The sequence below is a fragment of the Actinomadura sp. 21ATH genome (genome assembly GCF_041951345.1).
Taxonomy (GTDB): Bacteria; Actinomycetota; Actinomycetes; order Streptosporangiales; family Streptosporangiaceae; genus Spirillospora.
In genome coordinates this window covers 91,050-117,019 of sequence record NZ_JBGNUR010000018.1, presented here as the reverse complement: position 1 = coordinate 117,019, position 25,970 = coordinate 91,050, and the positions used below count along the sequence as shown (strand labels likewise).

Annotated in this window: 25 protein-coding genes; 10 read left to right on the top strand and 15 right to left on the bottom strand. The window is 74.8% G+C overall.

Annotated features, from left to right (window positions below; genetic code table 11):
* Nucleotides 1–18 precede the first annotated feature (18 nt).
* Nucleotides 19–870: an LLM class flavin-dependent oxidoreductase gene (locus tag ACA361_RS35010; protein ID WP_375019295.1), complete on the bottom strand. Its 852-nt coding sequence runs from the start codon at nt 868–870 to the stop codon at nt 19–21.
* Between the two features lie 10 nt (nt 871–880).
* Nucleotides 881–1,999 (bottom strand): helix-turn-helix domain-containing protein, encoded by a 1,119-nt coding sequence (locus ACA361_RS35005; protein WP_375019293.1) that lies wholly within the window; start codon nt 1,997–1,999, stop codon nt 881–883.
* Nucleotides 2,000–2,131: 132 nt separating this feature from the next.
* Between ACA361_RS35005 and ACA361_RS35000 the strand changes: the two genes are divergently transcribed.
* Entirely contained in the window at nt 2,132–2,929 is a 798-nt protein-coding gene (locus tag ACA361_RS35000; protein ID WP_375019291.1) for a class II aldolase/adducin family protein, read from the top strand.
* A 57-nt stretch (nt 2,930–2,986) separates the two neighbouring features.
* Nucleotides 2,987–4,036: a Gfo/Idh/MocA family oxidoreductase gene (locus tag ACA361_RS34995; protein WP_375019289.1), complete on the top strand. Its 1,050-nt coding sequence runs from the start codon at nt 2,987–2,989 to the stop codon at nt 4,034–4,036.
* On the opposite strand, the gene ACA361_RS34990 is transcribed toward ACA361_RS34995, so the two are convergent.
* From ACA361_RS34990 to ACA361_RS34960, 7 genes are all read right to left on the bottom strand, one after another.
* Nucleotides 4,030–4,851, bottom strand: a complete 822-nt coding sequence (locus tag ACA361_RS34990) for an endonuclease/exonuclease/phosphatase family protein (RefSeq protein ID WP_375019287.1) — start codon at nt 4,849–4,851, stop codon at nt 4,030–4,032. The genes ACA361_RS34995 and ACA361_RS34990 overlap by 7 nt on opposite strands.
* Before the next feature lie 19 nt (nt 4,852–4,870).
* On the bottom strand, nt 4,871–5,884 hold the full coding sequence (locus tag ACA361_RS34985) for a hypothetical protein (protein ID WP_375019285.1): 1,014 nt from the start codon (nt 5,882–5,884) through the stop codon (nt 4,871–4,873).
* 308 nt (nt 5,885–6,192) lie between these two features.
* Nucleotides 6,193–6,633 carry an HNH endonuclease gene (locus tag ACA361_RS34980; protein WP_375019284.1) on the bottom strand — a complete coding sequence of 147 codons (441 nt, stop codon included), beginning with the start codon at nt 6,631–6,633 and terminating at the stop codon, nt 6,193–6,195.
* A 237-nt stretch (nt 6,634–6,870) separates the two neighbouring features.
* Nucleotides 6,871–7,854, bottom strand: coding sequence for a GNAT family N-acetyltransferase (locus ACA361_RS34975; RefSeq protein WP_375019282.1), 984 nt, complete (start codon nt 7,852–7,854; stop codon nt 6,871–6,873).
* A gap of 30 nt (nt 7,855–7,884) precedes the next feature.
* The gene (gene meaB / locus ACA361_RS34970; RefSeq protein WP_375019280.1) at nt 7,885–8,862 is read right to left on the bottom strand and encodes a methylmalonyl Co-A mutase-associated GTPase MeaB; all 978 of its coding nucleotides are present in this window, start codon (nt 8,860–8,862) and stop codon (nt 7,885–7,887) included.
* Nucleotides 8,863–8,875: 13 nt separating this feature from the next.
* The gene (gene scpA, locus ACA361_RS34965) at nt 8,876–11,089 is read right to left on the bottom strand and encodes a methylmalonyl-CoA mutase (protein ID WP_375019279.1); all 2,214 of its coding nucleotides are present in this window, start codon (nt 11,087–11,089) and stop codon (nt 8,876–8,878) included.
* Nucleotides 11,086–12,936: a methylmalonyl-CoA mutase family protein gene (locus tag ACA361_RS34960; protein WP_375019277.1), complete on the bottom strand. Its 1,851-nt coding sequence runs from the start codon at nt 12,934–12,936 to the stop codon at nt 11,086–11,088. The genes scpA and ACA361_RS34960 overlap by 4 nt, the downstream gene beginning before the upstream one ends.
* Nucleotides 12,937–13,085: 149 nt before the next feature.
* Between ACA361_RS34960 and ACA361_RS34955 the strand changes: the two genes are divergently transcribed.
* Nucleotides 13,086–14,264, top strand: a complete 1,179-nt coding sequence (locus ACA361_RS34955) for an acyl-CoA dehydrogenase family protein (RefSeq protein ID WP_375019275.1) — start codon at nt 13,086–13,088, stop codon at nt 14,262–14,264.
* Nucleotides 14,265–14,363: 99 nt separating this feature from the next.
* Nucleotides 14,364–14,561, top strand: a complete 198-nt coding sequence (locus ACA361_RS34950) for an HGxxPAAW family protein (protein ID WP_375019273.1) — start codon at nt 14,364–14,366, stop codon at nt 14,559–14,561.
* 80 nt (nt 14,562–14,641) lie between these two features.
* Here the strand turns inward: ACA361_RS34950 and ACA361_RS34945 are convergent, their stop codons facing one another.
* Nucleotides 14,642–14,785 carry a hypothetical protein gene (locus tag ACA361_RS34945; RefSeq protein ID WP_375019271.1) on the bottom strand — a complete coding sequence of 48 codons (144 nt, stop codon included), beginning with the start codon at nt 14,783–14,785 and terminating at the stop codon, nt 14,642–14,644.
* 186 nt (nt 14,786–14,971) lie between these two features.
* Between ACA361_RS34945 and ACA361_RS34940 the strand changes: the two genes are divergently transcribed.
* Together ACA361_RS34940 and ACA361_RS34935 are read left to right on the top strand one after the other, a co-directional pair.
* On the top strand, nt 14,972–16,102 hold the full coding sequence (locus tag ACA361_RS34940) for a glutamate--cysteine ligase (protein ID WP_375019269.1): 1,131 nt from the start codon (nt 14,972–14,974) through the stop codon (nt 16,100–16,102).
* Nucleotides 16,103–16,296: 194 nt separating this feature from the next.
* Complete coding sequence (locus ACA361_RS34935) at nt 16,297–17,229, top strand: anti-sigma factor RsbA family regulatory protein (RefSeq protein ID WP_375019268.1); 933 nt, start codon at nt 16,297–16,299, stop codon at nt 17,227–17,229.
* Nucleotides 17,230–17,286: 57 nt separating this feature from the next.
* Here the strand turns inward: ACA361_RS34935 and ACA361_RS34930 are convergent, their stop codons facing one another.
* On the bottom strand, nt 17,287–18,219 hold the full coding sequence (locus tag ACA361_RS34930) for a phosphotransferase (protein ID WP_375019266.1): 933 nt from the start codon (nt 18,217–18,219) through the stop codon (nt 17,287–17,289).
* An 88-nt stretch (nt 18,220–18,307) separates the two neighbouring features.
* Between ACA361_RS34930 and ACA361_RS34925 the strand changes: the two genes are divergently transcribed.
* The 4 genes from ACA361_RS34925 (at nt 18,308) to ACA361_RS34910 (ending at nt 21,815) form a co-directional block, all read left to right on the top strand.
* Entirely contained in the window at nt 18,308–19,222 is a 915-nt protein-coding gene (locus ACA361_RS34925; RefSeq protein WP_375019264.1) for an SDR family oxidoreductase, read from the top strand.
* A 67-nt stretch (nt 19,223–19,289) separates the two neighbouring features.
* Nucleotides 19,290–19,655 (top strand): STAS domain-containing protein, encoded by a 366-nt coding sequence (locus ACA361_RS34920; RefSeq protein ID WP_375019262.1) that lies wholly within the window; start codon nt 19,290–19,292, stop codon nt 19,653–19,655.
* A 58-nt stretch (nt 19,656–19,713) separates the two neighbouring features.
* A complete protein-coding gene (locus ACA361_RS34915; protein WP_375019260.1) occupies nt 19,714–21,180 on the top strand; it encodes an aminotransferase class I/II-fold pyridoxal phosphate-dependent enzyme in 1,467 nt (488 codons plus the stop codon).
* Between the two features lie 29 nt (nt 21,181–21,209).
* Nucleotides 21,210–21,815: a flavodoxin family protein gene (locus tag ACA361_RS34910; RefSeq protein ID WP_375019258.1), complete on the top strand. Its 606-nt coding sequence runs from the start codon at nt 21,210–21,212 to the stop codon at nt 21,813–21,815.
* 25 nt (nt 21,816–21,840) lie between these two features.
* On the opposite strand, the gene ACA361_RS34905 is transcribed toward ACA361_RS34910, so the two are convergent.
* The 4 genes from ACA361_RS34905 to ACA361_RS34890 form a co-directional block, all read right to left on the bottom strand.
* Nucleotides 21,841–22,518: a response regulator gene (locus ACA361_RS34905; RefSeq protein WP_375019256.1), complete on the bottom strand. Its 678-nt coding sequence runs from the start codon at nt 22,516–22,518 to the stop codon at nt 21,841–21,843.
* Nucleotides 22,515–25,022 carry a DUF4118 domain-containing protein gene (locus ACA361_RS34900; protein ID WP_375019254.1) on the bottom strand — a complete coding sequence of 836 codons (2,508 nt, stop codon included), beginning with the start codon at nt 25,020–25,022 and terminating at the stop codon, nt 22,515–22,517. Before ACA361_RS34900 ends, ACA361_RS34905 begins: the two co-directional genes overlap by 4 nt.
* A gap of 237 nt (nt 25,023–25,259) precedes the next feature.
* Nucleotides 25,260–25,460 (bottom strand): hypothetical protein, encoded by a 201-nt coding sequence (locus ACA361_RS34895; RefSeq protein WP_375019252.1) that lies wholly within the window; start codon nt 25,458–25,460, stop codon nt 25,260–25,262.
* Nucleotides 25,461–25,489: 29 nt separating this feature from the next.
* Complete coding sequence (locus ACA361_RS34890; protein ID WP_375019250.1) at nt 25,490–25,786, bottom strand: hypothetical protein; 297 nt, start codon at nt 25,784–25,786, stop codon at nt 25,490–25,492.
* Between the last annotated feature and the right edge of the window lie 184 nt (nt 25,787–25,970).

Sequence of the window (25,970 nt, the reverse complement as noted above, 5' to 3'; positions counted from 1 at the left end):
GGTCTCCTCGGCCGGGGGTCACGGTGCGGCGATGGCCTCGAACACTTTCACATCCGCGGCCCAGTCGGTGCCCGGACGCGGCCAGTGCACGGCGATCTCGTCGATCCCGAGCTCGCCGTAGCGGCCCGCCAGGTCCTGGAACGCGCCGGCCGACTCCAGCCAGGGCTCGCCGGTGAAGCCGGTCAGGAAGACCGGCCTGATCCCGGCGAAGTCGCGCCCCTCGGCCTCGCAGGCGGCGCGCAGCCCGTCCAGCTGGGCGCGCACGGCGTCCTGCGGGTCCTGGCCGTCGCGGCCGCCGGTGGTGACCCAGCCGGCACCGTGCCGGGCTGCCAGCCGCAGCCCCCGGGGGCCGGTCGCGGCGATCACGAACGGGACGCGGGGCCGCTGGACGCAGCCGGGCTCGGTGACGACCTCCCGGGCGGAGTAGTAGGTGCCCTCGTAGGTCGTCTCGGGTCCGGTGAGCAGCCGGTCGAGGAGCTCGACCCACTCGGCGAAGCGGCCGGCCCGCTCGCGGGGCGTCCAGTCCGGGCCGCCCAGGACGCCGCCGTCGGAGGTGCGGGCGGTGCCGCCCGCGCCGATGCCCAGCCGGAGCCGGCCGCCGCTGACGTGGTCGACGGTCTTGGCGGCGTGCGCGGTCGGGACGGGATGCCGGAAGTTGGGCGAGGTGACCAGCGTGCCGAGCCGGACCCGCGAGGTCACCGCCGCCGCGGCGGCGAGGGTGGTGTACGCGTCGTACCACGGGGTGGTGCCGCGCCAGGCCACGTGGTCGTACACCCACGCGGTGTCGAAGCCGAGCTCCTCGGCCCGGCGCCACTGGTCGCCGGCCTCCGGCCAGGAGCGGGTCGGCCACATCACGGTGCTGATCTTCATCGGGTTCCTCTCATGGCGGCCGGGCGATCCATTCGCGCAGCGCCCACCACCAGTGGGCGCCGTGCGCGACGGCGTTCTCCGCCGCGGCCGGGTTTCCGCCGGTCAGCTCCTGGAAGCGGCGCAGCCGGTACTTGACGGTGTTGCCGTGGACGTGCAGGGCGGCGGCCGTCGGGTCGATCCGGCCGCCGTGGTCGAGCAGCGCCAGGACGGTCTCGGCCAGCTCGCGGTGGAACGGGTCGGCCGGGTCGAGCCCGCCCAGCAGCCGGGCGGCCAGCAGCCGCCCCAGCTCCGGCTCCGCCGCGGTCACCGTGACCAGCGCGAGGTCGGTGAGCGGCCGCAGCCCGGTCAGGCCGGACGCGGCGGCGGCCTCCAGGGCGCGGCGGGCGAGCCGGTAGAGCGGGGCGATCGCGGCGGGGCGGTCGGCGGGCGCGGCCACCATCAGCGGCCCGTCCCGCAGCTCGGGCAGCCGGGTGACCAGCGCGGCGAGCCGCCCGTCCACCAGCCCGCACAGGGCGGGGCCGCCGGCGGCCAGGGCGCTCTCCAGCCGGCTCGCGACGGCGGGGTCGCTGACGTCGGACACCACGCAGTGGTACGCGGCGCCGGGGTCCAGCGGCGGGCGGACGGCCGCCGGCTCGCCGTGCAGCAGCCGGCGCAGCGTCTGGACGTGCCCCTCCCGGGTGGTGCGGGCCGTCTCCAGCTCGGCGATCCGGTGGGCGTGCACCATCCGGTGGACGAGCGCGGTGTTGATCTCGTCGATCCGGGTGACGCCGTCCAGCAGCACGTCGGCCGGGACCCGCAGCCGCCGGCCCTGCTCGATCAGCAGGCCGACCAGGTGGGAGCGGCCGGCCTGGAAGCCGTCCAGGAGCGCCGCGACCGGGACGCCCTGCCGCGCCCGGTCGGCGCCGAGCCGCTCGGCCGCGGCCAGCACCTCGCCGCCCGGCTCGCCGCCCTCGCGCAGCGCCGCGAGCACCCCGCGCACCAGCGCGCGGGTGTGCCGCCGGGTCTCCTCCTCCGGCAGCGCGGCGACCAGCTCGGAGCGGCTACGCGCCGCCCGTACCGTGGACTCCAGGAGCGCGGGGTCGTCGGCGCGCTCGACGACCAGGCGCAGGAAGGCGTCGATGTCCTGCATCCGCCCTCCCTTGTCCGCACGGGACAACCGCCGCCGCCCGGGTTGACCTGATCCAGCCTAGACGACCAAGGGGCGGACGCTGTTTGGTGAAGACGGACAACCCGGTGAAGAGGCACGATCCAAGGAGCGCCCATGTCCCAGGAAGAGGAAGAGTTCCTCGAGAAGCTGCCCACCGACCTGATCTTCCGGCTGCCGGAGACGTTCGCCACCGTGGAGGAGGAGCGCCGGCACCGCAAGGAGCGGCTCGCGGCGGCGCTGCGGATCTTCGGGAAGTTCGGCTTCGAGGAGGGCGTGGCCGGGCACATCACCGCCCGCGACCCCGAGCGCGCCGACCACTTCTGGGTCAACCCGTTCGGGATGTCGTTCAAGCACATCAAGGTCAGCGACCTGATCCTGGTGAACCACCAGGGCCAGGTGGTGGAGGGCCGCTACCCGGTGAACGAGGCCGCGTTCGCCATCCACTCCCAGATCCACCAGGCCCGGCCGGACGCGGTGGCGGCGGCGCACAGCCACTCCACCTACGGCCGCGCGCTGTCGGCGCTCGGGCAGCCGCTGGAGCCGATCACGCAGGACGTGTGCGCGTTCTACCAGGACCACGGCGTGTTCGACGACTACACCGGCGTGGTGACCGACCTGGAGGAGGGCAAGCGCATCGCGGCGGCCCTCGGGGACAACAAGGCGGTGATCCTGCGCAACCACGGGCTGCTGACCGTCGGCGACACCGTGGACGCCGCCGCCTGGTGGTTCATCACGATGGAGCGCTCCTGCCAGGTGCAGCTGCTGGCCAAGGCCGCCGGGACCCCGGTGCCGATCGAGCACGAGAACGCGGTGCTGACGCACGGGCAGATCGGCAACGACCTGGTCGGCTGGATCAACTACCAGCCGCTGTACGACCAGATCACCCGGGAGCAGCCCGACCTGTTCGACTGACGGCCACCGGCACCCCCGGCGTTCGTGCTGGTCGGGACCATCCGCGATGATCGGTGCATGGCATTGCGGGTGGCACTCATCGGCTACGGCACCGGGGGCGCGGTCTTCCACGCGCCGCTGATCGCCTCGGTCCCGGACCTGCGGCTGGAGGCCGTGGTGACCGGGAATCCCGAACGGCGGGAGGCGGTGCGGCGCCGCCATCCGGACGCGCGGGTCCTGGAGAGCGCCGACCGGCTCTGGGAGTCGCCCGAGGCGTACGACCTGGTCGTGGTCACCGCGCCGAACCGGCAGCACGTGCCGCTGGCCCGGACCGCGCTCACCTCCGGCCTGCCGGTCGTCGTGGACAAGCCGGTCGCGCCCACGGCCGCCGAGGCGCGGTCGCTGGCGGCGCTGGCGGCGGTCCGCGGGCTGCCGGTGATCCCGTTCCACAACCGGCGCTGGGACGGCGACTTCCGCACGGTGCGGCGGCTCGTGCGTGAAGGGGAGCTCGGGACCGTCCAGAGGTTCGAGTCGCGGTTCGAGCGCTGGCGGCCGGAGATCAAGCCGGGCTGGAAGGAGAGCTCCGACCCGCGCGACGCGGGCGGGATCCTGTACGACCTGGGCTCGCACCTCATCGACCAGGCGGTCACGCTGCTCGGCCCGCCGGAGCGGGTGTACGCCGAGATCGACGTGCGCCGGTCCGGGGCGGTCGCGCCCGACGACGTCTTCGTCGCCCTCGCCCACCCCGGCGGAGCGCGCTCGCACCTGTGGATGAGCGCGACCGCGGCGCAGCTCGGGCCGCGGTTCCGGGTGCTCGGCTCGGCCGCCGGCTACACCGTCTCCGGGATGGACCCGCAGGAGGACGAGCTGCGCGCGGGCCGCACGCCCAAGGACCCGGGCTGGGGGCAGGTGCCGCCCGAGGCGTACGGGCGGCTCGGCACCCCGGCGGCCGGCCGGCCCGAGCCCACCGAGCCGGGCGCGTACCAGGACTTCTACGCCGGGGTCGCGCGGGCGCTGCGCGGCGACGGCGCCCCTCCGGTCGCGCTCGCGGACGCCATCACCGGGCTGGAGGTCGTCGAGGCGGCGATCCGGTCGGCGGGCGGCGGGACACCGGTCCCGGTTCAGTAGCGGAGGTCGGCGGCCAGCCCGTAGTGGTCGGAGGGCGGGACGCCGTCGGCCGGCTCGGTGCCGAGCAGCTCGCAGTGCACCGGGTGCCCGGCGCCGCCCGCGCGCGGCCAGGCCGAGAAGACGTAGTCGATCCTGCGGTCGGGCCACAGCACCGGCTCGGTCCAGGGGTTGGCGCGCGCCCAGGTGTGCCCGGGCGTGCCGTCCCCGGCCGTCTCCCAGGCGTCGTAGAAGACCAGGCCGGGCGCCACCACGGCGGCCCGCCCGGTGAGGGCGCGGATCTCGTCGCTGCCGGGGTCGGCGTTGAAGTCGCCGGCCACCACCAGCGGGCCCTGGGCGCCGGCGGCCTCGCGCGCGAACGCGCCCAGGTCGCGCACCTGATCCTGGCGCTGGGCGCTGTGGCCCAGCTTCCAGCCCAGCCCGGCGCCGATCACCTCGATCGGGCCGCGCGGCCCCGCGGCGCGCGCGTACAGGGCGTGCCCCGAGTCCCACATCTTCCCTGCGGGGTCGCCGAGGCGGCGCTCCTCCCGGCCGCTCAGCGGCCAGCGGGACAGGATCGCGATGCCGGACTCGGGGGCGCCCCCGTACACGTGGTGGGGCAGGCCGAGCGCGCCCTTGAGCCGCCCGGCCTGGGACGACTCCTCGTCCTCCCACGCCTCCACCAGCACCAGGACGTCGGGATCGGCGGCCAGGAGCGCGGCGAGCAGCCCGCGCTCGCGGTCCTGCCACGGTCCGTACCGGGCCCAGGTGTTCCAGGTCGCCACCCGCACGGTCGTCTCGATCAGCGGCCCGTAGGGGCGCTCGATGTCATAGGCCATGCCCGCGGCCTACCCGCGTTCAGAGGACGGAGACGTGGACGTGGTCGTAGTGGTTCTGGGTGACGCTGCCGCGGTCCTCCATCTGCCGCCAGCCGCCGCTGCCGCGCATGTCGTAGATGCGCTGGCGCCAGATCACGTACTTGATCCCGAACCGGGAGGCGTTGTCGATGACGTACTGGGCGACGGCGTCGCCGTGGGCGCGGGCGGAGGCGCTCGGCATCTGGCCGCCGGTGCTCTCCATGAAGTCGCAGGCCCGGCCGGAGCCGTGGTCCTGCGGGTCGCCGGGGCGGGCGCAGCCGATGGCGGGGAACGGGCCGAACCTGGAGTCGACGGCGTTGAGGACCGTGCGCATGCGGGCGGTCATCGAGTTGCCGGTGATGGTCGACTTGGTGCCGCCGCTCACCCCGTCGGGCCGGCCGGAGGAGCCGCCGCCGCCCGAGGACGGGGTCTCGGGCTTGTACTTGGCCATCAGCTTGCGGACGCGGGTGCGCTGGCTCTCCAGGTCCTCGATCTCCTTGCGGACCTGGTCGACCTTGGCGCCGGCCGTCCGCCGGGACTCGGCGGCCTGGGTGGACAGCTTCCGCAGGTCCTGGACGCGCCGGCCGTTGTTGCGGGACAGGTGCTCCAGGACGGCGGCGTCCCGGACGGCGGCGTTCGGGTCGCCGGCGGTGACCAGCGGGATGGTGTCCATCCGGCCGCTCATGTAGGTGGAGGCGGCGATCCGGCTGACGTCGCTGCGGACGGTCTCGTACTCGCGGCCGAGCCGCTCGGCGTCGGCCTTGGCGCGCTTGGCGGCCTTCTTGGCCTCCTCCAGCGTGATCAGCTCGCCGCGGTACTCCTTGGAGAGGGCGGCGGCCCGCTTCTCGAGCTTGGCCAGCTCCTTCGCCGGGTCCTTCTTCGGCTCGGCCGCGCTGCCCGCGGCCTGCGGCAGCGCGGCCGTGATCGCCGCCAGGGCCGCGACGGCGACGGCGCGCCGGGCCGTGCGGGTACGGAAGGAGTCGCGCTTCCCGCCGTCGGGATCGTGGGCCGCCACTGCTTTCTCCTTAGCACCATCCAGCAAGATTGGCGGCACGCTACCACAGACCCGTATTTGACTTGCGATACTCAGGTCAATACGCAGAGTCACCTTAAAACTACCGAAAGAGGGCCTTATCTCAATATGAAGCGGAGCGCCAGGCGCCCGGATCACGCGCATATCACGCGCGCGCCCCCTGCCGGCGGCGCGGCGGGCAGGGGGCGTGACCACGGCGCCGGAGGGGGCCGGGGTTGTGAGGTGACTCACCCGGAACGGGCGGGGAGGCGGGCAGGGCGGCGAGGGGACGGCCGGGGAGCGCGGCCGGCTCAGTGGCCGACCAGGTCCTCCCAGCGGGGGACGCGGGTGCGGGCGCCCAGTCGCATGCCGGCCTCGGCCGGGGTGCGGTCGCCCTTGCGGTTGTTGCACCTGCCGCAGGCCAGGACGGTGTTCTCCCAGGAGTCGGCGCCGCCCCGCGAGCGGGGCATGATGTGGTCGATGGTGTGACCGCGCCGGCCGCAGTAGCCGCACAGGCCGCGGTCGCGCAGGTAGACACCGCGCTTGCTCCAGGGCGGGCGCCGGCCGTGCCGCCAGCGCATCGCCACGTACCGCACGAGCCGCAGCACCCGCGGCACGGGGTAGCGGCCCATGGTGCGGCCCTCCTCGGCCTCCTCCACCACGGCCACCTCGCGTACCAGCATGCGGATGGCGTGCCGCAGGTCGACTTTCTGCAGCGGCTCGTACGACGCGTTCAGGACGAGTACGTTCACCGGTCACCTCCTTTCCGTCCACTCCGCCGTGAATGGCCGAACGCCGGGGCGATCGCCAATGAACGGCGGAAGAATGGCCCGCTAATTGCGGGGACCTTCCGGGCATTCCGAAAGGCCCACCTCAGAGTGCCGATTTCCGCGGTGGACGGCAAGACGTTTTTCCGGCGGAACGGGCACGCCCGCGGGGCCGTGCGGCGCCCGGCGGCGCCGGACGGGAAAGCCGGGCGGGAAAGGGGGCTAGGCCGGCGTTCCGGGACCGGGCGGAAGATCACCGGCGGCGGCCTGGTACTCGCACGACTCGCGCTGGCGGCGGAACCCGAGTTCCTCGTTGACCGCCAGCATGTGCGCGTTGTCGCCGGCGTTGTCGGTCTCGATCTCGCGCACCTCGGGACGCTCGGCGGCCAGCCACTCCAGCATCGCGGCCTTCACCCAGATCCCGATGCGGCGGCCGCGGTGCTCGGGGACGACCGCGGTGTCGTACTGCGCGGCCCGCTCCGGCGCGTCCGCCGGGACGACGATCTCGGTGAACCCGGCGACGGTGGTGCCCTGGACGGCCGCCACCGTGTAGAGGTCGTCGCCGCGCTTGGCGACCATCTCGGCCATCTCGCGGACGCGCGCGGCGTCCCACGGCAGCCCCTCGTACTCGGCGAGGTCGGCCATGGCGTCCTTGGCACGGGCCAGCGCGTCGGCGTACTCGTCCGGCACGGCGCCGCGCCAGCGGACCAGCCCGTACCCGGCCGGGCCCGCGGCGACCAGCTCCGGCACCCGGTGCGGCGGCAGGTCGTCCAGGCGCAGCAGCAGCCCGCTGAGGGTCAGGACGCAGACGAAGCCGTGCGACTCCAGGAACGGGACGGCGGGCGTGCCCGCCAGGACCTGCGCGATGACGCTGCCGCGCCCGTCGGCGCGCAGCCCCTCGGCGGCCACCGCCATCAGCCGGGTGCCGAGCCCGCGCCGCCGGTGGCCCGGCCGGACCCGGATGTCGATCTCCCCCGGCCGGTCGGCGCCGCGCCCGCCCGGCAGCCGCAGCTCGGCGACCGCCACCGCCGCGCCGTCCTCGAACGCCGCCCACAATCGGCCCTCGGCGCCCATCAGGTGGCGCGCCGTCTGCTCTAGGGCGGGCGCGGGGTCGCCGGCGGGCTCCGCCGCGTGGACCGCCACGAGCACGGCGTGCCACTGCTCGATCTGCTCGTCGGTCGGATCATCGAGCGGGATGACGTCCATCCACCCTGTTCTACAGGATCGCGGCGAGCGTCACCGGGTGAACGCGGCCAGTATCCGCTCGGCGGCCAGCGCGGGCGTCAGCGTGCCGTCGGCGACCGCGCGTTCCAGCTCGGGCGCCATGTCCCGTACGGCGGGGTGCTCGCGCAGCTCGGTGAGCAGCCGGTCGCGGACCATCGACCACGTCCAGCCGACCTGCTGGCGGCGGCGGCGCCGCTCCAGCTCGCCGCCCGCGGCCAGCCGCTCCTGGTGCTCGACCAGGTGCTCCCAGACCGTGTCCAGCCCCTTGCCGTCAAGGGCGCTGCAGGTCAGGACCGGCGTGTCGTGGACCCGCTCGTCGCTGCGCAGCATCCGCAGCGCCCCGGCCAGCTCCCGCGCCGCGCGCTTCGCCTCCATCGCGTGCGGCCCGTCCGCCTTGTTGACCGCGATGACGTCGGCCAGCTCCAGCACGCCCTTCTTGATGCCCTGGAGCTGGTCGCCCGTCCGGGCCAGCGTCAGGAAGAGGAACGAGTCGACCATCTCGGCCACCGTCGTCTCCGACTGCCCGACCCCGACGGTCTCCACCAGCACGACGTCGTAGCCCGCGGCCTCCATCACGACCATCGCCTCGCGGGTCGCCTTGGCCACGCCGCCGAGCGTCCCGGCGGTCGGCGACGGCCGGATGAAGGCGTTCGGATCCACGGCCAGCCGCTGCATCCGCGTCTTGTCGCCGAGGATGCTGCCGCCCGTCCGGGTGGAGGACGGGTCGACGGCCAGCACCGCCACCTTGTGCCCCGCACCCGTCAGGTTGGTGCCCAGGGCGTCGATGAACGTGGACTTGCCGACCCCGGGCACGCCGGTGATGCCGATCCGGCGGGCGCCGCCGGCGTGCGGGGTCAGCTCCACCAGCAGCCGCTGGGCCAGCTCCCGGTGGTCGGGCCGGGTGGACTCCACGAGCGTGATCGCGCGGGCGATCCACGCCCGGGAGCCCTCCCGCACCCCCTTGATGTAGTCGTCGAGACCCGGCCTCACGCGGTGTTCCCGATCATGCGGCCTTGTGCCCGAGGCGGGTCGCGAGGTCGTCGAGGAGGCCGGTGGCGGCGTCGGCCAGGACCGTCCCGGGCGGGAAGATCGCGGCCGCGCCGGCGGCGCGCAGCTCGTCGAAGTCCTGCGGCGGGATGACCCCGCCGACCACGATCATGACGTCGTCGCGGCCCAGCGCGGCCAGCTCCTCGCGCAGCGCGGGGACCAGCGTGAGGTGGCCGGCGGCCAGCGAGTTGACGCCGACGATGTGCACGTCGGCCTCCACCGCCTGCCGGGCGACCTCGGCCGGCGTCTGGAACAGCGGGCCCACGTCGACGTCGAAGCCCAGGTCCGCGAAGCCGGTGGCGATCACCTTCTGGCCGCGGTCGTGGCCGTCCTGGCCCATCTTGGCGACCAGGATGCGGGGCCGCCGGCCCTCGGCCTCCTCGAACGCCGCGGTGGCCGCGCGGGCCTTCTCGATCGCGCTCACCTTGCCTGCTTCCTCCCGGTACACGCCGGAGATCGTCCGGATCTGCGCGGCATGCCGCCCGTACGACCTCTCCAGCGCGTCGGAGATCTCGCCCACGGTGGCCTTGGCGCGGGCCGCGTCCACGGCCAGGGCGAGCAGGTTGTGCGCCAGGTCGGCCGGCCGGTCGCCGCGCTCGGCCGCCTCGGCCGCGTTGGTGAGGGCGTCCAGCGCCGCCCGCGTGGTGCCCTCGTCGCGCTCCTCGCGGAGCCGGCGCAGCTTCTCGATCTGCTGGGCGCGGACCGAGGCGTTGTCGACCTTGAGCACCTCGATGCTCTCGTCGGCGTCCGGCCGGTACTTGTTGACGCCGATGACGGGCTGGCGGCCCGAGTCGATCCGCGCCTGGGTCCGGGCCGCGGCCTCCTCGATCCGCAGCTTGGGCAGGCCCTCGTCGATGGCCTTGGCCATGCCGCCGGCCTCCTCGACCTCCTGGATGTGGCCCCAGGCGCGGCGGGCGAGGTCGTAGGTGAGGCGCTCGACGTACGCGCTGCCGCCCCACGGGTCGATCGTGCGGGTGGTGCCCGACTCCTGCTGGAGGAGCAGCTGGGTGTTGCGCGCGATGCGGGCGGAGAAGTCGGTCGGCAGGGCCAGCGCCTCGTCGAGGGCGTTGGTGTGCAGCGACTGGGTGTGCCCCTGCGTCGCGGCCATCGCCTCGACGCAGGTGCGCGCGACGTTGTTGAAGACGTCCTGCGCGGTGAGCGACCAGCCGGAGGTCTGCGAGTGCGTCCGCAGGCTCAGCGACTTGGGGTTCCGCGGCTCGAACCCCTTGACCAGCTTCGCCCACAGGAGGCGGGCGGCGCGCAGCTTGGCGACCTCCATGAAGAAGTTCATGCCGATCGCCCAGAAGAACGACAGCCGCGGCGCGAACGCGTCGATGTCGAGCCCGGCCTCGCGGCCCGCCCGGATGTACTCCACGCCGTCGGCGAGGGTGTAGGCCAGCTCCAGGTCGGCGGTGGCCCCGGCCTCCTGGATGTGGTAGCCGGAGATCGAGATCGAGTTGTACTTCGGCATCCGCTGCGAGGTGAACGCGAAGATGTCGGAGATGATCCGCATCGACGGCCGCGGCGGGTAGATGTAGGTGTTGCGGACCATGAACTCCTTGAGGATGTCGTTCTGGATGGTGCCGCCCAGCTGCTCGGGCTTCACCCCCTGCTCCTCGGCGGCCGCGATGTAGAGCGCCAGGACGGGCAGCACCGCGCCGTTCATGGTCATCGACACGGTCATCCGGTCGAGGGGGATCCCGTCGAACAGCTGCCGCATGTCGTAGATCGAGTCGATCGCCACGCCCGCCATGCCGACGTCGCCGGCCACCCGCGGATGGTCGGAGTCGTAGCCGCGGTGGGTGGCCAGGTCGAACGCCACCGACAGGCCCTTCTGCCCGGCGGCGAGGTTGCGCCGGTAGAAGGCGTTGGACTCCTCGGCGGTGGAGAACCCGGCGTACTGCCGGATCGTCCACGGCTGGGTGGCGTACATCGCCGGGTACGGGCCGCGCAGGTACGGCGCGACGCCGGGGAGGGTGTCCAGGAAGTCGAGCCCGGCCAGGTCGTCGCCGGTGTAGAGGGGCTTGACCCCGATGCCCTCGGGGGTGTCCCAGGTCTCGGCGTCCGGGTCGCGGCCGGTGGCGTCGGCGACGGCCGCGCGCCAGCGCTTGGCGGCCTCGCCGGCGGGGGCCGCCGTCCCGAGCCCGATCTCGGAGAAGTCGGGGATCATCGGTTCACTCCTAGATCGTCGAGGGTGGTCTCCAGGACGTCCACCGCGTCGCATCCGGCGAAGACGTGGGAGTCCACTCCCTCGTAGGAACCCTTACCCGCCAGCCAGACCTTCACCGCTCCGGCCTCCTTGAGGGCGCGGGCGGCCTCCTCGGCCTGCTCGGCGTACAGCTTGTCGCTGGAGCACAGGCACGCGACGGCGGCGCCGGAGGCGGCGAACGCGCCGGGCTCGCCGCTCACGGTCTCGATCCCGCCCGCCTGGAACAGGTTGGCGGCGAACGAGGCGCGCGCGGTGTGCACCGCGATCGGCCCCAGCGTGGCCAGGAAGACCTTGGGCCGGGCGCCGGTCGCCTCGGCGTGCGCGTCGGAGCGGTCCCGCAGCGCCTCGAAGTCCTGCGCGTACCGGACGACGGGCAGCCCGCCCGGCGCCGCCGAGGGTCCCGCGGGAGCGGGGGCGGGGGCGCGCTCGGGCAGCTTCTCGGCCAGGTTGGGGAACTCGCTCACGCCGGTCAGCGGGGCCTTGCGGCACGCGAGGTCCTTACGGCGGCGCGCCCAGGTGGCGCCGAGCCGCTCGGCGACCAGGCCCGAGGCGAGGGCGGCGGCCAGGCCGCCGGCCTTCTCGATCTCGGTGAACCAGGCCCAGGCGGCCTGGGCGAGCTCCTCGGTGAGCCGCTCGACGTACCAGGACCCGCCCGCGGGGTCGACCACGCGGGCCAGGCTCGACTCCTCCAGCAGCAGCGTCTGGGTGTTGCGCGCGATCCGGCGGGCGAAGTCGTCGGGGAGCCCGAGCCGGGCGTCGAACGGCTGGACGGTGACGGCGTCCGCTCCGCCCACGCCCGCGGCGAACGCGGCGACGGTGGTGCGCAGCATGTTCACCCACGGGTCGCGGCGGGTCATCATCGCCGACGAGGTCACCGCGTGCAGCCGGGCGATCCGCGCGTCCCCGGCCGCGCCGGCCGGGTCGCAGACCTCGGCGACGCGGGCCCACAGCCGCCGCGCGGCGCGCAGCTTGGCGATCGACATGAACTGGTCGGCGTTGACGGCGAGCCGGAACTCCAGCTGCCCGAACGCCTCGTCCAGGCCCAGGCCGGCGTCCGTGAGCGCGCGCAGGTAGGCGACCCCGGCGGCGATCGCGGCGCCGAGCTCCTCGGCGTCGCCGCCGCCCGCGTCGTGGTACGGGGTCGCGTCGACCGTGATCGCGCGCATCCGGGGGAACCCGCGCGCGCACCGCACCGCCAGCGCGGCGGCCTCGCCGAGGGGCGCGGCCGTCCCGGTACGGGCCTGGAGGCCGAGGGGGTCGGCGCCCAGGTTGCCGGCGGCCTCGGCGGCCTGCCCGCGCCCGGCGGCCAGCGCGAGGAACGCCTCGGCGGCCCGCCCGGTGTCGGCGCCGGCGTCCAGGACGACGGGCGCGAGGTTCAGGTGGACGCCGCGCAGCACCTCGGCGAGCGCGTCCACGGGCGGGCCCGCCTGGCCCAGCTCCAGCCACAGCGAGGTGGCGCCGTTCTCGAGGTCGGCGAGGACGGCCTCGCGGGTGGCCGCGGGGTCGGGGTGGGCGTGCCGCTGCCGGACGTCCCAGCCGGCCAGGCCCTCGCCCTCGGGCCGCACCTCGCGGAGGCGGGGCGCCAGCCCCGGCCTGCCGGGCGCGGCGTCGGCGGCCGTGTACAGCGCGGCCACCGGCACGCCGTCGTACGAATCGCGGGTCAGCAGACCCTCGATCTCCTCCAGGGGGGTGTCGTCGCTCGCCACGCCGGACTTGCGGAGCACCCCTCTCACCATCTCCCGCCACCGGTCGCGTTCCGCCGGGGGGAAGGCGGCGGCCAGTTCGAGTTCTTCAGGCGGCACCGTCATGCCCTGGATGTTAGGCGAGCAAGTGTTCACCGACTCCGGCCGGGGCCCGTTCAGCGGGACGGTCCGGGCCGGGTCGGCCGAAGAGGACTGGAGAGGGCTGTAGGACCTAGGTCCCGGTTACCGGCGGGGTCGCCGGGAAGGGGGAGGCCATGACTCCAGAACCGCTGCCCGGCGACCTCTACCAGATGCAGGACCTGCTCGACGCGCGCGAGAAGGACATCCTCGCGCGCGTCCGGGCGTTCCTGGAGGAGAAGGTCGCGCCGATCGCCAACGAGTACTGGGCGCGGGCGGAGTTCCCGTTCGGCCTGGTGCCGGAGTACGGGAAGCTGGAGATCGCGGGGCTCGGCTACGACGAGTGCCCGGGAGAGCCTCCCAGCAGCATGCTGACCGGGTTCCTGGCGCTGGAGATGGCGCGGGTGGACCCGTCCATGGCCACGTTCTTCGGGGTCCACTCCGGGCTGGCGATGGGCAGCATCGCGCGCTGCGGCTCGCCGGGCCAGCGCCTGCGGTGGCTGCCGGAGATGGGGCGGATGGAGAAGATCGGGGCGTTCGCCCTCACCGAGCCCGGCGGCGGGTCGGACGTCTCCCTCGGGCTGCGCACCACGGCCCGGCGCGAGGGCGACACGTGGATCCTGAACGGCGCCAAGCGCTGGATCGGGAACGGCACGTTCGCCGACCTGCTGGTGGTCTGGGCCAAGGACGAGGCGGACGAGAAGGTCAAGGGCTTCGTGGTGGCGGGCGACAACCCCGGGCTGACCGCCACCAGGATCGAGCACAAGATCGCGCTGCGCACCGTGCAGAACGCCGACCTGACGTTCGCGGACTGCCGGGTGCCCGAGGCCGACCGGCTCCAGGGCGCGGAGGGGTTCCGCGACACCGCCGCGATCCTGCGCCGCACCCGCAGCGGCGTCGCCTGGCAGGCGGTCGGCGTGATGCTGGCCGCGTACGAGATCGCCCGCCGGTACGCGATCGAGCGCGAGCAGTTCGGGCGGCCGATCGCCAAGTTCCAGCTCGTCCAGGACCTGCTGGTGCGGATGCTGGGCAACGCCACCGCCTGCCTGGGCATGGTCGTGCGGCTCGCGCAGCTCCAGGACGCCGGCCTGTACCGCGACGAGCACTCGGCGCTGGCCAAGGCGTACTGCACCAGCCGGATGCGCGAGACCGTGGGCTGGGGGCGCGAGCTCATGGCGGGCAACGGGATCGTCCTGGACTACGACATCGGCCGGTTCGTGGCCGACTCCGAGGCGCTCTACTCCTACGAGGGCACCCGGGAGATCAACACGCTGATCGTCGGCCGTGCCGCCACCGGCATGGGCGCGTTCGTCTGAGGCGGGCCGCTCCGGGCACCCCGGATCCGCGTTCCGGCCGGGCATTGCTAATCTTCGGGCGTAGCCTCGCCCCCGAAGACAGACAAGAGGGAAATACGCATGTCGACTGGCAGCCACGCGGGACGGCCGAAGTCCTGGATCGCCGTGGCCGTGATCTTCATCGGTTTCACCGTGAGCGGGGTGGCGCTGTGCCTCGGCCCGAACTGGCCCATGTTCTGGGCCGGCGCCGGGGTCATCGCCCTCGGCGGGGTGCTCGCCCTGATCGTCGACATCATGAGCGACGTCGTCACGGACTGACGCGCGGCGCCGTGCCGCCGTACCGCCGTCCCCCTCCCGAACTCCGGGAGGGGGACGGCGCCGTTCCGGCCTCCTCGCGGTCAGCGGCCGCGCCAGCGGGCGCGGGTGGAGTCGTCCGGGGGCCGCTGCCGCCGGCCGCCCAGGTAGATCAGGGCGACGAGCGCCAGGATCGCGACGGCGCCGAGGACGAGGAGCAGTCCGAGCGCGGTCGAGCCGTCCGCCATCGCCACCACCTTCCTTCCGTCGGGGGCGTTCCGTCCCGTTCCACTGCTTTTCGGCCTGCCCGCGACACGCCCGCCGAACCCGCCCGGCCGCCGTGGAGGGATGCGAACCCGCCCGCCGCCACGTAACGTCGGGGTGGCCCCGAAGACGCGGCCCCCGTCGACGCCCCCGAGCACCAGGTGGTGGGGATGGCCCTCAGGTTCGGAGTCGAGGAAGAGTACTTCGTCGCCGACCCAAGCTCCCGGAAGGTCGTCCCGCGCGCGCCCGCCGTGGTGGAACGGGCGTCGGCCACGCTGGGCGAGCGCGCCTCGACCGAGCTGATCGACTTCCTCGGCGAGGCCAAGACCAGCCCGTGCCACGACTCGGCCAAGCTGGCCGAGCAGGTCGCGGAGATGCGCTCGGCGATGGCCGCGGCCGCCGCCGCCGAGGGGCTGCGGCTGGTCGCCACCGGCACGCCCGTCCTGGGCGAGCTGCTGCCGGCGCCGATCGGCGCGGGCGCGCGGTACGCCGACAGCCTGGCCACCTACCGGGCGCTGGACGACGAGCAGTGCATCTGCTCCTGCCACGTGCACGTCGAGATGCCCGACACGGGGCGCGCCGTGCTGGTCAGCAACCATCTGCGGCCGTGGCTGCCGGTGCTGCTGGCGCTGTCGGCCAACTCCCCGTACTGGGCCGGCCGCGACACCGGGCACGCCTGCTGGCGGGTGATGTCGTGGGCGCGCTGGCCGGTCGCGGGCCCGCCGCCGTTCTTCCGCTCCCCCGAGCACTACGAGGAGCTGGTGGAGACCCTGCTCGGCTGCGGGGCGCTGATGGACACCGCGACGATCTTCTGGGACGTGCGGCCGTCCGCGCGGCTGCCCACGCTGGAGGTCCGGCTCGGCGACGTGGCGATGACGGCGGCCGAGTCGGTGCTGTTCGCCGTGCTGACCCGGGCACTGGTGCAGGTCTCCCTGGACGCCGTCGAGGCCGGCGACCCGGCCCCCGACCCCCCGCCCGAGCTGCTGCGCGCCGCGTACTGGCTGGCCGCCCGCAACGGGCTGGCGGGGAACGGCGTCGACCTCCGGACCGGCCGGCCCGTCCCGTTCCGCGCGCTGGCCGGCGACCTGCTGGCGCACGTGCGGCCCGCCCTCGCCCGGACGGGTGATCTCGGTCTCGTCGCCGCCGGGATGCGGGAGCTGCTGGAGCGGGGCACCGGAGCCGAGCGCCAGCGCGCGGCCTACCGGCGCCGCGATCTGCTCACCGACGTGGTGGACGCCGCGATGATCCCCGTGGCCGGTGATCGCGGCCCCGGTGAGCCCCGTCACCCGCCCGCGGTCTGACCGGGCGCTATCCTCGCTGGTAGAGATGGGGACCGGGCCTGCCCCGCGGCCCGGGCACCCTCGTTTTTCGGCGCGGCCGGAGGGGTAGCGGTCAGAATGGAGGCCGCGTTCCGGCCGGGGAGGACTTCACGTATGACCCTGCACCATCCGCTTCGCCCGATGGTGCGCACGGAACCGCCGGCGCGGAGCCCCAGATGACCGGACCGGGCGGGACGTTCGCGCACCCGGCGCTGTTCTACCGCGACGCGGACGAATACCTCGCCGGGACGCTGCCGTTCGTGCTGGACGGGTACGCGGCCGGCGAGCCGGTGGCCGTGGCCGTCCCGGGGGCGCGGTTGGAGACGCTGCGGGCGGCGGTGCGCGCGGAGGACGGCGGCGCGGCCGAGCACGTGCGGTGGCTCGACATGGCCGAGGCCGGGCGCAACCCGGGCCGGATCATCCCGGGCGTGCTGCGGGCGTTCGCCGACCGGCACGCGGGCCCGGTCCGCATCATCGGCGAGCCGATCTGGGCGGGCCGCTCGGCCACCGAGTACCCCGCCTGCCTGCTGCACGAGGCGCTGATCAACCTGGCGTTCGCCGGGCGGGACGCCACGATCCTGTGCCCGTACGACGTCGCGGGTCTCGGCGCGGACGCGATCGCCGACGCGCACGCCACCCATCCGGTGATCTGGGACGGGGGCCGGGAGCGGCCCAGCGAGCGGTACGCGCCCGACCGGGTGATCGAGGACTGCAACCAGCCGCTGCCCGTGCGGGCCGACGTGGAGCCCACGCCGTTCGACCTGGACGCCATCCCCCGGATCCGCGCGCTGGTGCTGCGGACCGCCGCCGAGCTCGGGCTCGGCCCCCGCCGGGCGGGCGATCTGGAGCTGGCGGTCAACGAGCTGGCCGCCAACTCGGCGCGGCACGGCGGCGGCACCGGGCTGCTGCGGATCTGGTCGGAGGACGGCCATGTCGTCTGCGAGGTCCGCGACGCCGGGCTGATCACCGACCCGCTGGTCGGGCGGATCCCGGTGGGGCTGAGCACCGGCGGCGGCCGCGGCGTGCTCATGGTCAACCACCTGGCCGACCTGGTGCGGCTGCGCACCGGTCCCGAGGGCACGACCGTCCGCGCCTACATCAGGATCTGAACGCCGGGCCGCCGGTCGGTGCCGGTCGGTTCCGGGCAGCGCCGGTCGGTGCGGCCGTCAGGGCGCGGTGGCGCGGCCGATGCCGGCGAGCGCCTCGGCGAGCAGCGGGGCGTTGCCCTCGGCCGCCGCGTACCGGGCCAGGACGGCGGACACGAACAGCGCCAGCACCCGCGCGGCCAGCTCCCGCTCCGGGCTCGGGGCACCGCCGTACGCCTCCAGGAACGCGGCGCGCGCCGTGCCGGAGAACCCGCCGTACGCCAGCGACAGGTCGATCGCGGGGTCGGCCGCGCACAGGTCGCCCCAGTCGATGACGCCGGACGCGGCGCCCGTGCCGTCCACGAGCAGATGGCGGGCGTGCAGGTCGCCGTGGCAGACCGCGCCCGCGCCGAGCGGCGGCGCGCCGCGGGCGCGCTCCAGCAGCGCCGCGGCAGCCGGGTCCGGCTCCCAGAGCCCGGCCCGCGCCAGCTCGTCCAGCTCCGCCCGGGCCCGGCCGGCGCGGAACGCGGCGTCGCCCCGGCGCATCGGGTCGCGGGGCAGGCCGCGCAGTTCCGGCTCGGCGAGCAGGGCGGGGTCGTGCAGCGCCCGCAGGAACCGGCCCGCGCCGGCGGCCGCCCGTTCCCGGCCGGCCTCGGGGAGCCCCGCCTCGGCGAGCTCGCGCCCCGGCACCAGCCGGGCGCCCCAGAACGGCCACGGGTACTCCGGCGAGCCGTCCTCGGCCACGTACTCGGGCACCGGGACCGGCAGCGGCAGCCGCGGCGCGAGCACCGGCAACGCCGCGATCTCCCGTGCGGCCAGCGGGACCGCGATCGAGCGGCGCGGGAAGCGGAAGACCCACGTGCCGCCCGCGGTGAAGACGGTGTTGTCCCAGCCGGCGGCCAGCGGCTCCATCGGGACGTCGCGGAACTCCGGCCAGCGCCCGGCCGCCAGCCGCCGCGCCAGTTCGGGGCCGACCTCGTGCTCGGGCGCCCACTGCGGGGCGGTCGCGTCCATGAAGGCAGACGCTACCGGACCCGGAGTTACTGACAAGTAGTCCAATGCTCTAGGCTGCGTTCGGATTCCGACGAGAGAGGCGGCCGGCATGGGCGGGAACAGGGACTTCACCGGCAGGGTGGTCGTGGTCACGGGCGCCGCGCGCGGCCTCGGCGCGCTGCTGGCCCGCGGGATCGCGCGCCGCGGCGGGCGGGTCGCCCTGCTCGGCCTGGAGCCGGACGAGCTGGCGAGGACCGCCGGGGAGTGCGGGAACGGCGCCCGCTGGTGGGAGGCCGACGTCACCGACGACGCCGCGCTCGCCGCGGTGGCCCGGGAGGTCGCGGAGCACTTCGGCCGGATCGACGTCGTGATCGCCAACGCGGGCATCGCCACCGGCGGCCCCGTCGAGCACTCCGACCCGCGCACGTTCAACCGCGTCGTCGAGGTCAACCTGCTCGGCAGCGTCGCCACGGCCCGCGCGTTCGTCCCCGCCCTGCGCGAGAGCAAAGGGTACTTCTTCCAGGTCGCCTCGCTGGCCGCGCTGTGCGCCGCCCCGATGATGGCCGCGTACGCCGCCAGCAAGGCGGGCGCGGAGGCGTTCGCGCACTCGCTGCGCGCCGAGCTGGCCCACCACGGCGTCGGGGTCGGCATCGGCTACCTGAGCTGGACCGACACCGACATGGTGCGCGGCGCCGACCGGAACGAGGCGCTGCGCCGGATGCGCGCCGGCCTGCCGTTCCCGGCGAACCGCACCTACCCGCTCGAACCCACCGTCGACCGGCTCCTGGACGGCGTCGCGGCCCGCCGCCCGCACGTGTACGGGCAGCGGTGGCTGCCCGCCATGCAGGCCGCCCGCGCGCTGCTGCCCGCCGTCATCACCCGCCACGCCCGGCGCGTCATGGCCGGCCACGAGCGCGACTGGCTGGCGGCCGGGGCCGAGACCGGCCTGGTCGGCGCGGGCGGCGCGGCCGCCGACGCGGGCCGCGGGGCCTCCGGGGGCACGGCGGCGCGCGCCGGCGGCTGAGACTTCGTCCCGCCATGACGGCATCTCGTTCCCGGTATCCGGGTAGCGCACTGGGTGAGACCGCCCGATGCCCGAGGCCGACGCGGAGGGGATGGTGCAGGTGCAGCTCTTGCAGGTGACGACACGCTCACACGCCCGCCACACCGTACTGACGCTCAGCGGGGAACTCGACGTCACGTCCATGGACGACCTCTGCGGCCACCTGCGCGCGGCGTGCCGGACGCGCGGCGACCGGATCGTCCTCGACCTCAGCCGGCTCACGTTCATCGACTCCAGCGGGCTGTCGATCCTGGTCGAGTACGACGCCGCCATCCGCGGCACCGGCGGCGCCCTCGCCCTGGTCTCGCCGCGCTCGCAGGTCAGCAAGGCCCTCAGCGTGACGGGCCTGAACCGCCGCCTCACCGTCCACGAGCGCCTGGAGGACGCGGTCTGAGCCGGCGGGCCCGGCGGCGCGCCCGTTAGACCGCCGGTCCACCGGGCAGAGGGCCTGCATGGATCACTCGCAGGCTCCCGTGCTCGACGCGATCGCGGCGTACCGGCGCGAGGAGCAGACCCCGTTCACCCCGCCCGGCCACAAGCAGGGCCGGGGCGCCGACCCGCGGGCGCGCGAGATCCTGGGCGACGCGGTGTACGGTTCGGACCTGCTGGCGATCTCCGGGCTGGACGACCGCCGCTCCACCCGCGAGGTGCTGGAACGCGCCCAGGAGCTGATGGCCGACGCCGTCCACGCCGAGCAGACGTTCTTCTCCACCTGCGGCAGCTCCCTGTCGGTCAAGAGCGCGATGCTGTCGGTCGCCGGGCCCCGGGAGAAGCTGCTGGTCGGGCGGGACGCGCACAAGTCCGTCGTGTCCGGGCTCATCCTCAGCGGCGTGACGCCGATCTGGGTCGAGCCCCAGTGGGACCCCGACCGGCACCTGGCGCACCCGCCGTCCCCCGAGGCGTTCGCCGCCCGGTTCGAGGAGCACCCCGACGCGCGCGGCGCCCTCGTGACCAGCCCCACCCCGTACGGCACCTGCGCCGACCTGGCCGCGATCGCCGCCGTGTGCCACCGCCGCGGCCGGCCGCTGATCGTGGACGAGGCGTGGGGCGCGCACCTGCCGTTCCATCCGGACCTGCCGTCCTGGGCCATGGACGCGGGCGCCGACGTGTGCGTCACCAGCGTGCACAAGATGGGCATGGGCCTGGAGCAGGGCTCGGTCTTCCACCAGCAGGGCGACCTGGTCGACCCGGTCGTGCTCAAGGCCCGCGAGGACCTGCTCGGCACGACCAGCCCCTCGGTGCTGCTGTACGCCGGGCTGGACGCCTGGCGGCGGCAGATGATGGAGGAGGGCCGCGGGCTGCTGCGGAACGCGCTCGACCTCGCCGAGCACGCCCGCGCCGAGATCGAGCGGATCCCCGGGCTGCACGTCGAGCGGGAGGGGTTCCTCGGGCCGGGCCGCGCGCACGACCTCGACCCGCTGCAGATCGTCATCGACCTCACCGCGCTCGGCTGCACCGGCTACCGGGCCGCCGACCGGCTCCGCGAGACCCACCGCGTCAACCTGCACCTGGCCGACCACCGCCGGATCAGCGCGCAGATCACCCAGGCCGACGACAAGGACACCGTCTCCACGCTCCTCGCCGCACTGCGGTACGTGTCCGAGCACGCCGCCGACCTGCGCGGCGGCCCCGCCGTGCGGGTGCCCGGCCCGGGCGAGCTGCGGCTGGAGCAGGTCACCCTCCCCCGCGACGCCTTCTTCGGCGCGGCCGAGCACGTCCCGGCGGGCGAGGCCGCGGGCCGGCTGTCCGCCGAGATGCTGACGCCGTACCCGCCCGGAATCCCGGCGGTCCTGCCCGGCGAGCGCATCAACGGGCCGGTCATGGACTACCTCCGCACCGGCGTCGCCGCCGGGATGGTCGTCCCCGACGCCGCCGATCCGGAGCTGAACACCGTACGCGTCCAGATAGAGGACAGATAGAGGAACCGTCCTAGCGAGATGAGGGAACCGTGAAGGCCGTCGTCATCAACTGCACGCTCAAGCCGTCGCCGGAGCCGTCCAACACCGGCGCCCTGACCGAGATCGTGGTCGGGGAGCTGGAGAAGCGCGGGGTGGAGGTCCACCAGATCCGCGCCGTCGACCACGACTTCAAGCCCGGCGTCCAGACCGACATGGGCGAAGGGGACGACTGGCCGGACGTCCACCGCCGCCTGGTGGAGTCGGAGATCCTCGTGATCGCCTCCCCCACCTGGGCCGCCAACCCGTGCTCGATCGCCCAGCGGGTCCTCGAGCGGATGGACGCCATGCTGTCGGAGACCGACGACGACGGCCGCCCCATCTGCTTCAACCGCGTCGCGGGCGTGGTCGTCACCGGCAACGAGGACGGCGCGCACCACGTCATCGGCCAGATCCAGCACTCGCTGAACGAGTTCGGCTACACCATCCCGGGCCAGGCGTGGACGTACTGGAACCAGGGCCCCGGCCCCGGATCCAGCTACCTCGACTCCGACTCGGGCAAGGACTGGTCGGCGTCGACGGGCCGGGCGATGGCCTCCAACCTGGTGGCCGCCGCGGAGGCGCTGGCGGCCCGTCCCATCCCGGCCCCGCCGTCCTGACCCCGCGCCGCGGGACCGGGGCCGGTCACGGCTGGAAGCGGTAGCCCATGCCGGGCTCGGTCAGCAGGTGGCGGGGGTGGGTGTGGTCCGGCTCCAGCTTGCGCCGCAGCTGGGCCATGTACTGGCGCAGGTAGTGGGTCTCGCTGGTGTAGTGCGGGCCCCAGACCTCCGCCAGCAGCTGCCGCTGGCTGATGAGCCTGCCCGGGTTGCGGACGAGGATCTCCAGCAGGTGCCACTCGGTCGGGGTCAGCCGCAGCGCCGTCCCGTCCGCGGCGGTGACGGTCCTGCCCGCCAGGTCGACGGTGTTCCCGCCGACCGCCACCGACGGGACCGACTCGCCCGGCCCCACCCGGCGGGACACCGCCCGGATGCGCGCCACCAGCTCCTCGATCGTGAACGGCTTGGTCACGTAGTCGTCCGCGCCCGCCTCCAGCGCCTCGACCTTGTCCCGGCTGCCGGCCCGGCCCGACAGCACGATGATCGGGGTCGACGTCCAGCCGCGCAGGCCGTGGATGACGTCCAGGCCCTCGATGTCGGGCAGCCCGAGGTCCAGGACGATCAGGTCCGGACTCCGGGAGCCGGCCTTGCGCAGCGCCTCGGTGCCGTCCGCGGCGGTCTCCACCTCGTAGTCGCGGGCGCGCAGGTTGATCCTCAGCGCCCGCAGGATCTGGGGTTCGTCGTCGACGACCAGCACTCGCGTCATGGTGGTCCATTCTCCGCCACCGGCAGCACGACGATCATCGTCAGCCCCCCGCCCGGGGTGTCCTCGGGGACGACCTCGCCGCCCATCGCCTCGGTGAGGCCGCGGGCCAGCGCCAGCCCGAGGCCGACGCCGCCGTGCCCGCCGCGGTCGTCCAGCCGCTGGAACGGCCGGAACACCCGGTCCCGGTCCGCGGCCGGGATGCCCGGGCCGCGGTCGGCGATCCGCAGCTCGACCCGGTCCCTGACGGCGCCCGCGGAGACCAGCACGGGACGGTCCGGCGGGCTGTAGCGCAGCGCGTTCCCGACCAGGTTGACCAGGACGCGCTCCAGCAGCGCCGGATCGGCCTGGATCTCGGGGAGGCCGGGCGGGATCTCCACCGCGACGTCCCGGCGGGCCCGCGGGCCCAGGTCGTCCAGCGCGCGCGGGACGATCTCGTCGAGCGCCAGCGGCTGGGGGAACAGGCCCAGCGCCCCGGCCTCCAGCCGGCTCATGTCGAGCAGGTTGGCGATCAGCCGGTCGAGGCGTTCGAGGGACTCGTTCGCCGTGTCGGCCAGCTCGGCGCGCTCCTCGGGCGTCCAGTCGATCCCGGTGTTCCGCAGGCTCTCCACCGCCGCCTTCGCCCCGGCCAGCGGGGTGCGCAGGTCATGGCTCACCGCGTTCAGCAGCGCCGTGCGCATCCGGTCGGCCGCCTCCAGCGGCCCGGCCCGCTCGGCCTCCGCCGCCAGCCGCCGGTGCCGCAGCGCCGCGGCGGCCTGCGCGGTGAACGCCTCCAGGACGCGCCGGTCGGCGGCCGGGAGCGTGCGGCCGCGCAGCGCCAGCACCAGCCCCTCCCCCGCCGCGACCGCCGTGTCGGCCTCCTCCGGCGCGGTGCAGGGGCGCCCGCCGGCCGTCGCCACGACCTGCCAGCGGCCGTCCGCGCGCTCCAGCAGCGTGGCAGACACCAGCGCGAGCGTCTCCCGGAGCCGGGACAGCAGGACGTCCAGCGCGTGCTCGCCGCGCAGCACGTTCCCCGCCAGCGTGAACAGCACCTCCGCCTCGGCCCCCAGCTCCGCGGCCCGCCGCGAGCGCCGCGCGGAGTGGTCGACCACCGCGCTCACCGCCACCGCCACCGCCACGAACACCGCCAGCGCGAACAGGTTGTCGGACTCGGCGATCGTCCAGCGGTGGTACGGCGGCGTGAAATACCAGTTCAGCAGCAGGAACGCGGCGACCGCCGAGAACAGCGCGGGCCACATGCCGCCGAGCAGCGCCACGCCCACGACGGCGGCGAGGAAGACCAGGATGTCGCTCGGCAGCGACACGTCGTCCCGCACCCGCGCCAGCACCGCGGTCATCGCGGGCAGCCCGGCCGCCGCGAGCGCGAACCCGGCGGCCCGCCGCGCCCGCGACACCCCCGGCCGCCGCCGGCGGGCGCCGCGCGTGCCCCGCCGCGCCTGCTCGTGCGTCACCATGTGCACGTCGATCGGACCGGACAGCGCCGTCGCGCCGTCGCCGACGCCCGGCCGCAGCAGCCGCGCCGGCAGCCGCCGCCGCGACGCCCCCAGGACCAGCTGCGTCGCGTTCACCGCGCGGGCGAAGTCGATCAGCGCCCGCGGCACGTCGTCGCCCACCACCTCGTGGTACGTCCCGCCGAGCCCCTCCACGGCCGCCCGCAGCTCCGGCGGCACGCCGCTGCGGCCTCCCGGCGGCACGACGTGCACGGCCAGCAGGTCGGCGCCCCGGCGGTCGGCCGCGCGGGCCGCTATCCGCGCCGCGCGCCGGACCAGCGTCTCGCTCTCCGGGCCGCCGGTGAGCGCCACCACCACGCGCTCGCGCGCCTCCCACGTGCCCGCGATCCCGTGGTCGGCGCGGTAGCGGACGAGCTGCTCGTCCACCCGCTCGGCCAGCCACAGCAGCGCCAGCTCGCGCAGCGCGGTGAGGTTGCCGACGCGGAAGTAGTTCGACAGCGCCGCGTCGACCCTCTCGGGCGGGTACACGTTCCCGTGCGCCATCCGCCGCCGCAGCGCCTCCGGCGCCATGTCGACCAGCTCCACCTGCGCGGCCCGCCGGACGACCTCGTCGGGCACGGTCTCCCGCTGCGCGATCCCGGTGATCTCCTCGACGACGTCGTTGAGCGACTCCAGGTGCTGGACGTTCAGCGTGGACACGACGTCGATCCCCGCGTCCAGCAGCCGCTCGACGTCCTGCCAGCGCTTGGCGTTCGCGCTTCCCGGCACGTTCGTGTGCGCCAGCTCGTCCACCAGCGCCACCTCCGGCGCCCGCGCCAGCACCGCGTCGGCGTCCATCTCGGTGAACTCCGCGCCCCGGTACTCCGCCCGCCGCCGCGGCACGCACTCCAGGCCCTCCAGCAGGGCCTCCGTGAGCGCTCTCCCGTGGGTCTCCGCGAACGCGACCACCACGTCGGTCCCGCGCTCCGCGCGCCGCCGCCCCTCGGCGAGCATGGCGTACGTCTTCCCGACCCCGGGAGCGGCCCCCAGGTAGACCCGAAGCTCCCCCCGCCCCATGACAACCCCTCTTCCAGCCGCTCCCCCATCATCCCGGCGAGCGCGCGCCCGGGGCCATCCGGGGGCTTGCCGGTGGTGGTCCCCGGCGTCGCCTCTCAGCCGGCGGGCACGGTCGCGGTGCCGCTCGGGACCGGCGGAGGCATCGGGGCTGTCGGGTCCGTCGAGGGCGCCGGTCTCGGGCGCGTTCGTCCCGGCGGGCCGGCGCGTGAACGCCGGCCCGCCGGGACGGCGGCGTGCCTAGAACTTGTCGAAGAAGCCGCCTCCGTCGTCGTCGCGGTCGCCGAACCAGAACTTCTCCCACCAGTCCACGACACCGTCGTCCTCACCACTGGTGTACGAGGAGGCGGTGGGCGCGGCGGCGTGCGCGGGCGTGCCTCCCAGCAGGACGGCGGCGGCCATCGCGGCGAGCACGGCGGTACGGGCGAACATGTTTTTCACGAGGTGTTCCTTTCGAGTGATGAGCGTGTTCAGGGGCGGGGCCGCTTCACGTACAGGGAGAATCCACCGGTCCTCGGTACGCAGGAGAACTGGCTGATCTCCCCGCTCCACCCCATGGCCTCGCCGGCCGCGTTGCAGAACTGCGCACCGTTGAAGCCGGTGACGAGGTCCCAGCCCTGCCCGTCGGGGCCGGCGGCGTGCGCGGCTGACGCCGACGGGGACGACGGGGACAGCGTGGACGACGTGACGGCCACCGCGGCCAGGGCGGCGACGGCCGCGCGGCCCAGGGCCCGCCGTCCCCGTGTTCCGGGCTTCGACTCGGTCATGCTTCCTGCCTTCCTGCCGTGGTCGGATCGGGGAGCCGGCGGTACGTGCGTCCCGTGCGCATGAGGGCACGCCGGGACCCTTTGCCCTGCCGATACGTATCGTAGTTGATCGAATACTTTGGGTAATGAATCGGGCGGGAGGATGAGGCTGCCCCCGAGCGCACGGTGGACTTACCTTCCGGCC